The sequence below is a fragment of the Pseudodesulfovibrio hydrargyri genome, assembly GCF_001874525.1.
Classification (GTDB): domain Bacteria; phylum Desulfobacterota; class Desulfovibrionia; order Desulfovibrionales; family Desulfovibrionaceae; genus Pseudodesulfovibrio; species Pseudodesulfovibrio hydrargyri.
Genome location: NZ_LKAQ01000005.1, coordinates 132,670 through 146,313, shown reverse-complemented (window position 1 = coordinate 146,313; position 13,644 = coordinate 132,670). Strand labels below are relative to the sequence as shown.

The window sequence follows — 13,644 nt, the reverse complement described above, 5'->3', positions numbered from 1 at the left end:
TACAGTTATGCTGGGTCCGAAAAACCAATTCTTGAGGTCAAGCGGCGGGCCTCTTGCGGAGGATTGGCTGATCTTTGGAAAACCCAACGAGGAGGGGGTCATGCATGTCTCTGCTTCCAAAGGCGATCGCAGGCGATACGAAGACGAGCTCCTGGTCCCTTTTGAAAGGTCGAACCAGAAGGACTGTTACAGCGAATTCACTTCTCCCGGCGTGTCACACGCCCTTTTATGGAAAAAGATTCATGAGGCTCGGTCGGCCTTTCATACCGGAAGCGAAATCGATCCTTCACTGATCCGGCCACATGTGCTCCGCTCCTGGAACCGGTCCCGCGAAGGCAACGCCCCCATCTCGGGGCTGCCTTCGGTGCACTTGAGCAATACGGAAATGGAGCGCATCCTCAAGCGCAACGAGTTTCTCCTCTCCACCGCCGGACCGGTCATGGAGGAGTTGCTCAGCAACATCCAGCCCACCAGCAACTGCATTATCCTGACGGACACCAACGGGGTTTATATCCATACATTGGGCGACGGACTCGGCTTCGGGCGCGGCGCCACCAGCCCCATGAGGGGGCTGGTCTGCGGCGAGGCCATCGAAGGGACTACCGCCATGGGAATCTGCCGGGTGGAGCGACAGGCGACCTGCGTGCTCGGCTGCGAACACTACAACTCGTACTTTGATGGCTGGTCCTGCTCGGCAGCGCCGATCTTCGACCACCGCAACAACCTGGTCGGCACGCTCTCCATGACCATGGAACGGGACAGCTTCAACCACCACGCCTTCGGTCTGGTCATCGCCGCGGCCAAGGCGGTCACCGAACAAATGCGTTTGAAGCATCTGCTGCAGGAGACGAGGACCGTCATGGACATCCTCGGCGAGGCAGTGGTCGTCCTGGACGACGCCGGCGGCATTCGGATGATGAACAAGTACGCCAAGCGGCTGTTCCACGTCACCGGCGACGTGACGGGCAGGCATCTCTCCGAAGTGGCCGAGTCCGTGGATGCGGGTCTGTTCCCCAGGTACGGCGAACAAACCAGGGACAGTGAATGTACCCTGCAACTGGCCAACGGCACCCCGTTGCAGTGCCTGTATTCCTCCTCCCCCGTTCCCGAGGGCGGCCTCTGTCTGACCCTCCGGGAGAGCCGCAGGGTAAACCAACTGACCAACCGGATGACCCGGGCCAAGGCGATCTACCGCTTCTCCGACATCCTCGGCGACGCCCAGCCAACCCGCAAATCCATCAGGCTGGCCCAAAAAGCCAGCGAAAACTCCATGACCACGCTGATTCTCGGCGAAAGCGGCGTGGGCAAGGAACTGTTCGCCCAGGCGATACACAATACCAGCGCCAGAAATCAACAACCGTTCATCGTCATCAACTGCGGTGCCATCCCTCGCGATCTGGTGCAGAGCGAACTCTTCGGCTACGAGGCCGGGGCCTTCACCGGGGCGGCGCGCCAAGGGGCACCGGGCAAATTCGAACTCGCCGACGGGGGCACCCTGTTTCTCGATGAAATCGGCGACATGCCGCTGGCCACCCAGGCCAGCCTGCTCCGCGTCCTGCAGGAGGGGGAAGTGACCCGCGTCGGCGGCAAGAGGTCGCGCCGGGTGGATGTCCGCGTGGTGGCGGCGACCCATCGTAATCTCGCCGAGAGCGTGGAAAACGGGACATTCCGCCACGACCTGTATTACCGGCTCAACGTGCTGGTCATCGATGTCCCGCCGTTGCGGCGGCGCGAAGGCGACGTCCGCCTGCTTGCGGAATTCTTCCTCGGAAAAATGGCCCGATCCCTCGGCAAGGAACTGACGGGCTTCACGCCCGGGGCCATGCGCCGCCTTGAGGAATACGTTTGGCCGGGGAACATCCGGGAACTGGAAAACCTGATCGAACGCACGGCGGTCATGGCGGACGGCCCTGTCATCAGCGAAGATATGCTGCCCGAACTCCGTCGCCCGGGCCAGCCGGCCCATCCGATGGCGCCGAATCCCGAATACGGCGACAGGAAGCACGAAGCCATGCCCGCCAGGGCCGCAGACAGAACGGCAATGGACAAACAGCGACTCTTCGACGCCCTGCATACCACCAAAGGCAACGTCCAGGCGGCGGCGAAAAAGATCGGCGTATCCCGCGTCACGCTCTACGCGCACATCCGACGCCACGGCCTGTCCCTGGAGTCCTTCCGCCAGTGCTGACGCCCTCGGGGCGAAAACGACGATTCGGGAGGGGGCTGCCACATCGCGAAATCGCCTTATGGCGATATCCTCCGGTGTGACAGCCTCCACTCTTCCGCGATCAGTCCTCGCCGAGCGCGGCCCGCTTGAGCGCGTCGAGGCCGACCCGTTCCACGAACCGGGCGGTCCGTTCCTTCTTCTTGGCGTTGTCGGCGTAAAAGGCCAGGGCCTTGGCGATGATGGCAAAGGCCTCGTCCCCGGACACGTTCTCGGCCAGGATGTCCCCGCAGCGCACGCGCTTGCCCGCGTTGCCGCCAAAGGACACGGTCCAGCCGCCCTTCTTGCCGAAAAGCCCCACGTCACGGGCCATGGATTCGGCGCAGCACATGGGGCAGCCGGAGACACCGGCCTTGACCTTGCACGGCATGTCGAAGGTTTCGAGCAGCTCGGACAGCCGCGCGGCCGCGGCCCGGGAATCCTGCTGACCGAGCTTGCACCCGCCGGTGCCGAGGCATCCCTGGGCGTTATGTTTGTAGGCGGGGCCCACTTCGCCCAACGCCTCGACCACGGCCTTGAGCCGGTCTTCGGAAACGCCGTCGATGAGCACCTGCTGTCCGGCGGTGATGCGTATGCCGGGCAGGTTGTTGGCCTCCACCACCCGGCTGATGACGGCCAGCCGGGCGGCGTCCAGTTTGCCGTGGCGCATGCGCGGAAGCACGGTGTAGGTGCCGTCCGGACGCGGGCGGGCGGCCTTCTTGGGCAGCGTGTCGATGTATTCTTTAATATCCATATCAGATCGGGGGGGCTATGGTTACGAGGACCCGCATGTCGGTGATCGCTCGGACGCCGTGGGGTTCGGCGATCTCGGAGACCAGGACGTCGCCGGGGCGGGCGGGCATGGACGCGCCGTCCGCGCCCAGAAACTCGCCCTCGCCCTCGAGGATGGTCAAGGTCAACTCCCCTTCCAGGTCATGGGAGTGCACGGGCAGCTTCTGCCCGGCCCGGAAGTTGAAATTGATCACCTTCATGAACTCGGACTCGTGTACCAGATAGTTCGAGAAGGTCAAATCCTTGAATCCATGGACTTCGAATAATTCAATCTTCTTCATAGACTACTCCTTAAACATCAAATTCCAGGGGCACGGTCCGCAGCACGGCGCCGGTACGGCTCACGGTCACGCGCTCCGTGGGCACTCCCTTGCCCGCGCGCTTGACCGCCTCGTTCAGGATGACGCTCATGGACGAGCAGCACGGCACTTCCATCTCCATGACGGTGATGGAATTGAGATCGTTTTCCGCGATGATCCCGGCCAGCTTGTCCACGTACTCCATCTGGTTGTCGAACTTGGGGCAGCCCATGAGGACCACCCGGTTCGGGACGTACTCGCCGTGGTAACTCGGCATGGCCACGGGCACGCAGTCCGCTGTCAGGAGCAGGTCCGCATTCTTCAGGAACGGGGCGTTGGGCGGCACCAGGCGCAGCTGCACGGGCCAGTGGGACAGGGCCGAGCCGCCGGCCTGGGCCGTGGGGATGTTGGCCTGGCCGCACGGGGTCATGGTCTTGAGTGCCGCGCCGGGGCAGCCGCCCGCCGGAGGCTTGGGCGAGCTCACCCGCAGGGACTCGGGAGCGGGCATGTGGTCCGGGACCTCGCGGCCCTGGGCCTTGAGGTGCTCGGTAACGGCCTCGGGGTCGAAATCGGCGGCCTCGCGGACCTCCACCTTGAGCGCGCCCGTGGGGCAGTCGCCCAGACACGCGCCCAGGCCGTCGCAGTAGATTTCCTTGACCAACTTGGCCTTGCCGTCGACGATGGCCAGGGCCCCTTCGGCGCAGGCGGGCACGCACTGGCCGCAGCCGTTGCACAGTTCCTCGTTGATGGTGATCATCTTGCGCTGGTGTATCATTTCTCTATCCTCTCTTTTTCCTTATAGTTCTATATTCTGGCCACACCGAGAAACACGGCGTGGAGGCTGACCGCCAGGACGATGAACGCCGCCCGGGCGGTTTCGCGGGAAAGACCGGGAAAGACATAGCCTATCCGCCCATGCGCGCAGGCCGACACGCAGTCCCCGCACAGGGTGCAGGACAGAGCCGGGCGGCCCAGGGCCACCCTGCCCTCGTCCAGGGCGTTGTACCGGCAGCGGGAGAAGCACGCCCCGCATCCGGTGCAGTCCGCGCCGATGCGTATGCGCCAGGGCGAAATGCGCCCCAGGACATTGCCGACCAGCCCCATGGGGCAGAAGGCGGTGCAGTGGACCATCATGCCCCGCCCGCGCGACACGAACACCATCACGCCCACGCCCACGAGTCCGAAGGCGGCTCCGAGGAGCACGGCGCTCGCGCCCGGCACGCCGAGGACACGCAACCCCCAGGCCACTCCCACGGCCAGGACCAGGGTCGCTCCCCGGCCCAGGAGGCTCAGGGAACGCAAGACGTTGGACGGGGCGGGCCTCGGTCCGAGACGGCTCATGGCGTCGTCCCAGGCTCCTATATAGCACAAATGGCTGCACCACGCCGGGCCGACCAGGAGCAGGGTCGCGCCAAACAGAACGAGCATGAAGTACCCTCCCCCGCGAAAGACCGGTCCGGCAGCGATCAAGGCCGGGACCGGAAGATGCAGGGTCCCGGTCATGAGCATGCGGTCCATGCCCAGAAGCCCCAGGGCGAGCTGTAGGAAGAATACGGCCGAGAACAGCCCCCAGATGCGCGGCCGGACCATCCTGTGCCCCTTGGGGGTACGCATCATCGAGCCGATCCACTGGGCGTAGCAGCCAAGCAGGAAGATTTCGAGCCAGCCCCAGCCGGGCAGATAGCGGTCAGCCAGCAGGATGGGGAAATCCACCTTGGCGCGGGCCATGACCAGGCCGAAGACGGTGAGCAGGAACATGGCCGCGCGGGGGACGGCCCACTCCCTGTCGCGGTCGAACCAACGGTCGAGCCCCCGGCCGAGGAGGACCATCAAGGCCAGGCCATCCATGAGGATGACCCCGCCCATGATCCAGGCCAGCCGCTGCCACGGCAGATCGAAGGCCTGGCGAAAGGCGATGAAGTCCACCGTGGCCCGCGCCCAGACGAATCCGCCCCACAGCAGCGCGGCCACGGCCACCGGGCGCGCCCAGGCTCGCCGTGCGCAGAGCAGCCCGGCCAGGAGGGCCAGGGAGGCGGCCAGGCCGAAGTCGCCCAAACGCAGGCCATGCGCCCCGAGCAGGAGCAGGGCCGTGACGGGCGGGATCAGGCGGTATGGCTTCAGGGTTCCGTTTTCCATGGCCCCACTATGGACAATCCTTTTGACCTCGGCCATGACTTAGATCAAATTATCCGCAGCACTGAAAAAAACAGGGAGAAATGACGGTATGGACAAACTGGCCGCCGTGCGGGAAACGACTTTTTTCCGGGGATTGCCCGATGACCAACTGGCCAAGCTGGCCGATCTCGCCGTGATCAAACGGTACGACAAGGGCGAAACCCTGTTCCTGGCCGATGTCCCGGCCGACGGGTTCTATTCGCCGATTACGGGCCGGGTCAAGGTCTTCAGGACCTCCCCGGCGGGCAAGGAGCAGATCCTGCACGTCTTCGGCCCGGGCGAGGCCGTGGGCGAGGTGCCGGTCTTCGAGGGCGGGACCTTCCCGGCCCAATGCGAGGCCGTGGAGCCGTGCGAGGCCCTGTTCTTCGCGCGCGGCGGCTTCCGCGACATCCTGCGCGACGACCCGGACCTGGCCATGCGGATGATGGCCATGCTCTCCCAGCGGCTGCGCATCCTGGTCAACAAGATCGACGATCTCAGCCTCAAGGAGACCCCGGCCCGGGTGGCCGCCCACCTCCTGCTCCTGCGCTCGTCCACCGACTCCGACACCTTCCGCCTGGACCTGCCCAAAGGCCAGATCGCTCTGTACCTCGGGACCATCCAGGAGACCCTGTCGCGCATCTTCAAGCGCTTTACCGAGGAGGGGCTGATCGACATCAAGGGCCGGGAGATCACCATCCTCGACATGGACCGGCTGCGCGAACTGGCCGACGAGGGACGCTAGCCGCCCTGCCCCGATTACTCCGATCCAACGCAAAAAGCCCGCCGCACATGTCGTGCGGCGGGCTGAAGAAAACAATGAGAAAAGAAACTATTCCGCGATCTTGTTGACCGCAGCCTGGAGCCGGGCGATACGGCGCTGGGCCTGGCGGGCGTGGATCACGTTCTTGCGGGCGGCGCGGTCCAGCACGGAGCTGGCTTCCTTCAGGGCCTCCTGGGCCTTGTTGGTGTCCTTTTCCTCGATGGCGACGCGAACGGCCTTGACGGTGTTCTTGATGCGGGTCTTGGAAACGCGGTTGCGGGCGCGACGCTTCAAGCTCTGACGGTGCCTCTTCAGGGCGGATTTGTGATTGGCCAAGGTAATTTCTCCTGATCGATTTATTATCGCATTAAAAAGCGTTTGTTTTGCAATTCTTCCCGAAGGGAGTGCCTTTTATATGGACTCCCCGTCCGATGTCAAGACTTTTCTCAACCGCCGCTACACCTGCAGGGCGTTGAAGTCGGCCAGACGGCCCAACCGGTCCACCAGTCCCTTGAGCAGATTCAGCCGATTCAGGCGGACATCCTTGGCATCGCACATGACCATGACGTTGTCGAAGAAGCCGTCCACGGCCGGACGCAGTTCCCCGAGCAGGCCGAACAGGCCGCCGAAGTCGCCGCTCTCCCAGAGGTCCTCGAAGCGCGGGGCCAGTTCGTCGAGCTTGGCGCCGAAGGCGGTCTCGTGCTCGTCCTCGAACAGGTCCGCGTCATAGCTGCCGGTCAACGGCTCGCCCGCCTCGTCACCCTGCTTGCGGATGATGTTGGCGGCGCGCTTGAAGGTCAGGACACTCTGCTCGAAGCCCTCGCCACGGCTGAACTCGGCCAGCGCCTCGAGCCGCGCCTTGAAGGTGCGGATGTCGCGGAACCCGGCGCCCAGGGCGGCGTCCACCACGCGGGTGTCGAACCCCTGGCCGGTGAACAGGGCGCGCAGCCGCTGTCCGAAGAAATCCATGAGCTTGTCCAGGGCCTCGCCCTGCTCCACCTTCCACTTCACGCCGGAGTATGCCTCCTGGGCGTCCCTGAGGAAGGTTTCCAGGTCCACGTCCAACCCGTGCTCCATGATGATCCTGGCGATGCCCAGGGCGCAGCGGCGCAGGGCATATGGGTCGTTGGCCCCGGTGGGCACCTTGCCCAGGCCGAAGCAGCCGGCCATGGTGTCGGCCTTGTCGGCCATGGAGACCAGCGCGCCGGACAGGGAAGACGGCACCGGGGTGTCCGGACCGGCGGGCAGGTACTGCTCGTAGACGCCCTGGGAGACGATCTCGCCCAGGCCCGCGCGCTCAGCGTAAATGCCGCCCATCTTGCCCTGCAGGGAGTCGAACTCAATGACCATTTCGGACACCAGGTCCGCCTTGGCCAGCCGCCCGGCCCGGGCATACTGTCCGATCTCACCGGGCAGGATGGACTTGGACGCGTCCAGGGTCTCGGCCAGCTTGCGGCAGAGGGTCTCGATGCGCCGGGACTTGTCGCCCACCGAGCCGAGAGGCCCGAGAAAGACCACGTTGTCCAGCTTCGCGAGCCAGGTGTCGAACTCGACCTTGCAGTCCGCCTCCCAGAAGAAGCGGGCGTCCTCGAGGCGGGCCTTGAGCACCCGCTCCCATCCCTTCTTGACCAGGGCCACGTCCAGAGGCTCCAGGTTCAGGGTGGTCAGAAAATGGGGCAGCAATTTGCCGTCGGCCCCTTCCACGCCAAAGGATTTCTGGTGGGACTGCATGGAGGTCAGCAGGACCTCGCGCGGCAGTTCCAGGTAGCGCGGATCGATATCGCCGATGAGCGGCTTGGGGTATTCCACCAGGTTGGCCACCTCGTCCAGCAGCCCGTCGTTCCAGACGATCCTGCCGCCGAGGGCTTCGGCCAGCCGGTTGCCCGCGGTCACGATGGTCTCGCGGCGCTCGACCGGGTCGATGACCACCTTGCACAGGTCGCGGACAACGGAAAAATAGTCGGCCGTGGAAGCCACGGAGAACGGGCCCGGGCCCATGACCCGGTGGCCGCGCGTCTCGCGCCCGGAGGTCAGGTTCTCCACCGTGAATTCGACCACGTCCGCGTCGAGCAGGGCCAGAAGCCAGCGCACGGGACGGCCGAAGGTGAAATCGTAATTACCCCAGTGCATCCTCTTGGGAAAGGACAGGGATTCGATGGACTTGCGGCAGATATCGGGGAGGATGTCCACGGTCTTGCCGCCGCCGACCATCTTCTTGGCGGCCAGATACTCGCCCTTGCCGGTCTCCATCCTGAACAGCGCGTCCTCGGGCACGCCCTGGGTCTTGGCAAAGCCTTGGCCCGCCTTGGTCAGATTGCCGTCATCGTCATAGGCGATGCGCACCGGGGGCCCGGTGACGGTCTCCTCCTCCTGCAGCTGGGTCAGGGCCAGGGACGGCACGTGGGCGGTGATGCGGCGCGGGGTGGCGTAGCATTTGACCCCCTCGTTCTCGACCATGGACTCGGCGAGCGCCTTGGCAAAGGCCTCCTCAAGCTCGGCCGCCAGCTTGGGGACGAAGCGGGCGGGCATTTCCTCGGTTCCGATTTCCAGAATGAATTCGGCCATTGTTCTTCTCTTGTGTAATCTATTGCGTGACGAAGGCGTCGCTTATTTCTTGAGCATGGGGTAGCCCATCTCTTCCCGCTGGTCGGCGTAGAGCCTGGCGATCTTCGAGGCCAGGTTGCGCACACGGCCGATGTAGGTGGCGCGCTCGGTGATGGAGATGGCCCCCCTGGCGTCCAGCAGGTTGAAGGAATGGGAGCACTTCAGGCAGTAGTCGTAGGCGGGCCAGGGCAGTCCCTCCTCGCACAGCTTCAGGCATTCGCCCTCGAACTTGTTGAACAGGTCGAAGAGCATGTCCGCGTCGGACAGTTCGAAGTTGTACTTGGACATCTCCACCTCGTTCTGGTGGTAGACGTTGCCGTAGGTGATCTCGTTGTTCCACATGAGATCGTAGACCGACTCCTTCTCCTGCAGATACATGCACAGCCGCTCGAGGCCGTAGGTGATCTCCACGGACACGGGCTTCAGGTCGATGCCGCCGACCTGCTGGAAATAGGTGAACTGGGTGACCTCCATACCGTTGAGCCAGACCTCCCAGCCCAGGCCCCAGGCGCCCAGGGTCGGGGATTCCCAGTCGTCCTCCACGAACCGGATGTCGTGGGCGGCCGCGTCGATGCCGATCTCCTTCAGGCTCTCGAGGTACAGTTCCTGGACGTTGTCCGGGGACGGCTTCAGGATGACCTGGAACTGGTAGTAGTGCTGCAGACGGTTCGGATTCTCCCCGTATCGGCCGTCGGTCGGACGGCGGGAAGGCTCCACATAGGCGGTCTTCCACGGTTCGGGGCCGATGACCCGGAAAAAGGTGGAGGGGTTGAAGGTCCCCGCCCCGCACTCGATGTCCATGGCCTGGACCACGGCGCACCCGTAATCCGCCCAGAAATTCTGTAATTTCAGTATGACTTCCTGAAAATTCATTGTTGGCTCCAACTCATACCTTTTTATACATGCCGCCCTCCCAGGACAGGCCCAGGTGGTAGGCGACGAAAAGTTCGATCAATTGACTGACCTGTCGGCGTACCTCGCCGTCCATGGTCACCGCGGCCCAATCGGACGGCCTGCTGTGCTGAATCCAGTCCAGGACGCGCAGGACCCCTGCGGAAATCGGCCGAGCAAGTCCCTCTAACGGTTTCCCGTCCGAAAGACAAGTCCGGCAGGCCACTTGGCCCCGTTCCACGCCGAAGCGGTGGCCGCATTCGCAGGACAGGGGGCGGCCGCACACCCCGCAGGCCAGGAAGTCGGGCGTGAAGCCCATCTCGAAGGCCAGCTTGGCCCGAAAAAGCCACGGCGTGAAGTCGCTGTGCCCACCGCTCTCGTCGAGCATGTACAGAGTCTCGAGAAGCAGCTCGTAGGCGGGCTTGGCGTCGGCCGGGTCGATCTCCACCGCCTCCACGAACTTGACGCAGTTCACGGCCAGACCGGTCTTGGCCGGGTCCTTGCGGACCTCGGGAAAATTGTGCAGCAGACTGCCCTCTTCGAGGACGGTATAGGTGCCGGTCTTGTTGGTGCCGATGGTGAAGAGGACGTGGCTCAGGGGGTCGAGGCAACCCACGAAGCGGCGGCGCGAGCGGCTGCCGCCAAAGGCGAACCCGTTGAACACCCCGCGGGTGGGTGTCAGCAGCCGGACCCATACGTCGGCCTCTCGAAAACGCCCGGTCTTGAGTACGAGGGCTTTCTCGGTGGCGCTCATGTCGTCCGTCCGCGCGCGGGCCGTGAAGCTCCGGCTACATGCCGAAGGTGATGGTCTGGATGTTGCCCTTGGCGTCGTCCAGGGCGTAGGGCTGTCCGTTGTAGGTCACGGTCACGCCGGAGACGTTGCCGATACGGATGCGGCGCGGGCTGTTGAACATCAGCCGCAGGGGCTCGCCCCTGCGCAGGACGAAGTCGCGGGCCATCTGGGTTTCCTCGCCGCGCCAGACGCCGATCCAGCACCCCTTGTCGGTGGTGGCGCGGATGATCAGCACATGGTCGTATTTCGGCTCGTCGGGCGCACCCTCCTGGGTAATGGCGGCCTCCTCGTCCACGACCTCGTCCCGGGCGGGCGCCGGAACAGGCGCCACGGCCTGCTCCTGCGCGGGTTCGGCCTCGGCGGGCGCGGCCGGTGCGGTCACTTCCGCAGGCAGTTGCTCCGTCTCCTCCGCCCCGCCCTGCTCCAGGGCGGGTGCGGCTTCGGGAGCGGCCTGCTCCTCGGCGGGCGCGGTCTCGGGAACCACGGCCTCGGGAGCGGCCGGGCCGGGTTCGGCGGGTTGCGCGGACTGCTCGGCCGGGGCGGGCGCGGGGTCGGAACCGCCCGGCAATTTGGCCTTGTTCAGGTTCAGGACCAGAATCCCGGCCGCGACGGCCAGGGCCAGGACCACGAGCAGCGTGGGCCACACGGACCGCTTGCGACGACCCGCGCTCATGTCGTTATCCTGAAACGCCTTTTCCGCGTTGGGGGCCACATCGTAGGAGACATCCCCGGCTTCGGGCGGCTCCATCCGGTATTCGCGGTCCACGACCATGGACAGTTCGTCCGGGTCCAGCCCGAGCAGGCGGGCGTAGCTCTTGACGAACCCCTTGGTGTACACGGGATGCGGCAGGACCGAGCGGTCGCCGCCTTCCAGGGCGAGGAGGATGACGCGGCTGATTTTGGTGGCCTCCATGACCGCCTTGATGGTCAGCCCCTTGGCCTCCCGCTCGTTTTTCAGTATTTCGCCGAGTTCCTGAAATGTCATTGGGATACTCCGTTATCGGGCTTGAGCGAATCGTCCATGTAGATGATGACCGCGCTCTTCTTCAATTTCTCGAAATAATCCGTGAACACGGTTTCCCGCTTCTTCTGCATCAGGTCCTTGTAGATGTTGTCCCGGACGTCTTCGAGCGGGACCATGCGATCCTCGTTGATTTTGACCGGCGAAAGCAGCGCCTCGTGGCCCTGAATGGTCAACGGTGAACTCACGCCGCCCTGGGCAACCCCGTCGAGCGAGCTCTTCCATTCTTCGGCCAGGTCCACCCAGTTCAGTTCGCCGATGGACCCGCCGGAATCCTTGCCCGGCCCGACGCTGTATTTGGCCACCGCGTCGGCAAAGGTCATCTCGCCGCCGGTGATCTGCTCGCGGACCTCCACCGGGGAGACGTCGGACGGCAGGAGGATGATGGCCAGTTCGACCATCTTGCCCATGGAATAGTCATCCTTGCGGGCGTCGTACTCCTCCTGGATCTCCGAGTCCGTGACCACGACCTTGCTGTTGACCATGTGGCCGATGAGCTCCTGCTTCTCGAGCAGCTTCTTGAGCCTTTCCCGGAACTCATCCATGTTCAGGCCGTCCTGGGCCACCACCTTTTCAAACTCCTCCAGAGTCAGACCGCGCTCGTTGCGGACCCGTTCGATCTCCTTGTCCATGTTCTCTTCGGAGACGTTGATGGAGAAACGTTTGATCTCCTGCTGGATGAGGTTGTCGCTGATGAGATTGTCCAGGGCCTGCTTGCGCAGCTCCTGCACCTGGGCCTGCTCCGCTGCGCTGAGCGTGCGGTCCTTGATCTTCTCGTAGACGGGCTTCAGCGCCTGGTCCAGGTCGTACTGGGTGATGATCGAGTCGTTGATCTTGACCAGGATGCGGTCCACGACCACATCCTTTGCCTGTGCTGTCAAAGGACATATCAGGAGCATGGCTCCCAGAAGCACGGAAAAGACTTTTACCACGCATTCACTCCTTATCCGGGAGGCGGATTTCCCTTCTCCCCCCCGAATTGTTGTCGGATTCTAGTCGTTTTGTGCGGACTATGCAACGAACGGGCCGGTCAGATGCCCGTGTCCGTGCCAAGCTGATCCATGGGAATGGCCTCATCGGCCGGTTCCTGGCCGTTCATGTCGTCCTCGACCGGGGGCGGTTCCACGGCCTCTTCCGCCGCCGGCTCCTCGGGTTCCGCAATGACGGCCGGCGCGCTCGCTTCGTCGTCGCCAGGCTTGGCCGCGGACTCCAAAAGATGTTCGCTGACCTGAATGTCCGCCTTGGCCAGATCCCCGGAGAGCCACTTCTCGAAGGCGTTCTCCATCTTCTTCTCGAGCAGGGCCTCCTCCACCAGGGGGTAGGCCTGGGCCGGAGGCAGAACCTTGGCCTCGCTGCGTTCGAGCAGGACCAGGGCCTCGAAGCCGAAGCGGTCGGTGAGCACGTCGCTGGCCTGGCCCGGCTTGAGCCCGGTCAGCGCGTTGCGCCAGGGCGCGGACAACCGGCCTTCGCGGACCACCACCTCCCGTGTCTCGACCTCGCCGAACGCAGTGGCCAGGTTCATCTGGTCGTGATCCTTGAGATATTTTTCAACAGCCTTGACCACCAACTCCCGGCTCGGGCCGCGCACCACCAGGATGCGCAGGCTCTCGGCCAGGTAGAAATCGGAGATATGGTCACGGTAGTATTTCTCGGCTTCCTTGTAGTCGATCTTGATCTGCGGCCGCAGGACCAACTGGAAGAACTTCTTCTGGGCCAGGTAATAGCGCAGCTGCCGACGCCAGGACTTGAGGTCGATGTACTCCTCCACCAGAACCTGTTCGAAGGCCCCTTCCGGGTAGTCGCCGCGCACCGTGTTTTCGGCCTTGCGCAGTTCCTCGTCGGTCACCGACAGGTCGCGGCGGGCCAGTTCCTGGACCACCAGTTCCTGGACGATGAGGTCGGACAGGATCTCACCGTACTCCCTGCGCAGCTTGGCCACGCTGGGGACGTACGCCCCGACGCTATCCTCCTGGAACTGGTCGTGCTGGAACTCCAGCTGGCTCAGATAGATGGGTGAACCGTTGACCCGGGCCACGATGCCGATGTCGTCCGCGTCCCCGGAGCATCCGGCCAGCAGGGCCGCAAAAATGAAGAGTATCGCTATGTGACGTTTCATATTCTCTC

13 protein-coding genes are annotated in these 13,644 nt (G+C 64.1%); 2 read left to right on the top strand and 11 right to left on the bottom strand.

Annotation, left to right across the window (positions count from 1 at the left end):
- Positions 1–100: 100 nt before the first annotated feature.
- Positions 101–2,188, top strand: coding sequence for a sigma-54-dependent Fis family transcriptional regulator (locus BerOc1_RS18020; RefSeq protein WP_084641762.1), 2,088 nt, complete (start codon positions 101–103; stop codon positions 2,186–2,188).
- A gap of 100 nt (positions 2,189–2,288) precedes the next feature.
- Here the strand turns inward: BerOc1_RS18020 and BerOc1_RS18015 are convergent, their stop codons facing one another.
- Genes BerOc1_RS18015 through BerOc1_RS18000 form a run of 4 tightly spaced genes read right to left on the bottom strand, consistent with a single transcriptional unit; the run spans position 2,289 to position 5,430 of the window.
- Positions 2,289–2,957 (bottom strand): ferredoxin-like domain-containing protein, encoded by a 669-nt coding sequence (locus tag BerOc1_RS18015; RefSeq protein ID WP_084641760.1) that lies wholly within the window; start codon positions 2,955–2,957, stop codon positions 2,289–2,291.
- A 1-nt stretch (position 2,958) separates the two neighbouring features.
- Complete coding sequence (locus BerOc1_RS18010; protein ID WP_071547305.1) at positions 2,959–3,276, bottom strand: cupin domain-containing protein; 318 nt, start codon at positions 3,274–3,276, stop codon at positions 2,959–2,961.
- A gap of 10 nt (positions 3,277–3,286) precedes the next feature.
- On the bottom strand, positions 3,287–4,069 hold the full coding sequence (locus BerOc1_RS18005; RefSeq protein WP_071547304.1) for an ATP-binding protein: 783 nt from the start codon (positions 4,067–4,069) through the stop codon (positions 3,287–3,289).
- A gap of 29 nt (positions 4,070–4,098) precedes the next feature.
- Positions 4,099–5,430, bottom strand: a complete 1,332-nt coding sequence (locus BerOc1_RS18000) for a 4Fe-4S binding protein (protein ID WP_071547303.1) — start codon at positions 5,428–5,430, stop codon at positions 4,099–4,101.
- An 88-nt stretch (positions 5,431–5,518) separates the two neighbouring features.
- Here BerOc1_RS18000 and BerOc1_RS17995 point away from each other — a divergent pair, with 88 nt between their 5' ends.
- Positions 5,519–6,193, top strand: a complete 675-nt coding sequence (locus BerOc1_RS17995; RefSeq protein WP_071547302.1) for a Crp/Fnr family transcriptional regulator — start codon at positions 5,519–5,521, stop codon at positions 6,191–6,193.
- Between the two features lie 87 nt (positions 6,194–6,280).
- Here BerOc1_RS17995 and rpsT read toward each other — a convergent pair whose 3' ends face one another.
- From rpsT to BerOc1_RS17960, 7 genes are all read right to left on the bottom strand, one after another.
- Entirely contained in the window at positions 6,281–6,547 is a 267-nt protein-coding gene (rpsT, locus tag BerOc1_RS17990) for a 30S ribosomal protein S20 (RefSeq protein WP_071547301.1), read from the bottom strand.
- Between the two features lie 120 nt (positions 6,548–6,667).
- Positions 6,668–8,776, bottom strand: a complete 2,109-nt coding sequence (gene glyS, locus BerOc1_RS17985; protein WP_071547300.1) for a glycine--tRNA ligase subunit beta — start codon at positions 8,774–8,776, stop codon at positions 6,668–6,670.
- 42 nt (positions 8,777–8,818) lie between these two features.
- Positions 8,819–9,688, bottom strand: coding sequence for a glycine--tRNA ligase subunit alpha (gene glyQ / locus BerOc1_RS17980; protein ID WP_071547299.1), 870 nt, complete (start codon positions 9,686–9,688; stop codon positions 8,819–8,821).
- Positions 9,689–9,701: 13 nt separating this feature from the next.
- Positions 9,702–10,460 carry a DNA repair protein RecO gene (gene recO, locus BerOc1_RS17975; RefSeq protein WP_071547298.1) on the bottom strand — a complete coding sequence of 253 codons (759 nt, stop codon included), beginning with the start codon at positions 10,458–10,460 and terminating at the stop codon, positions 9,702–9,704.
- Between the two features lie 34 nt (positions 10,461–10,494).
- Positions 10,495–11,484, bottom strand: a complete 990-nt coding sequence (locus tag BerOc1_RS17970) for a helix-turn-helix domain-containing protein (protein WP_071547297.1) — start codon at positions 11,482–11,484, stop codon at positions 10,495–10,497.
- Positions 11,481–12,452 (bottom strand): SurA N-terminal domain-containing protein, encoded by a 972-nt coding sequence (locus BerOc1_RS17965; protein WP_071547296.1) that lies wholly within the window; start codon positions 12,450–12,452, stop codon positions 11,481–11,483. Before BerOc1_RS17965 ends, BerOc1_RS17970 begins: the two co-directional genes overlap by 4 nt.
- A gap of 98 nt (positions 12,453–12,550) precedes the next feature.
- Entirely contained in the window at positions 12,551–13,636 is a 1,086-nt protein-coding gene (locus BerOc1_RS17960; protein WP_071547295.1) for a peptidylprolyl isomerase, read from the bottom strand.
- Between the last annotated feature and the right edge of the window lie 8 nt (positions 13,637–13,644).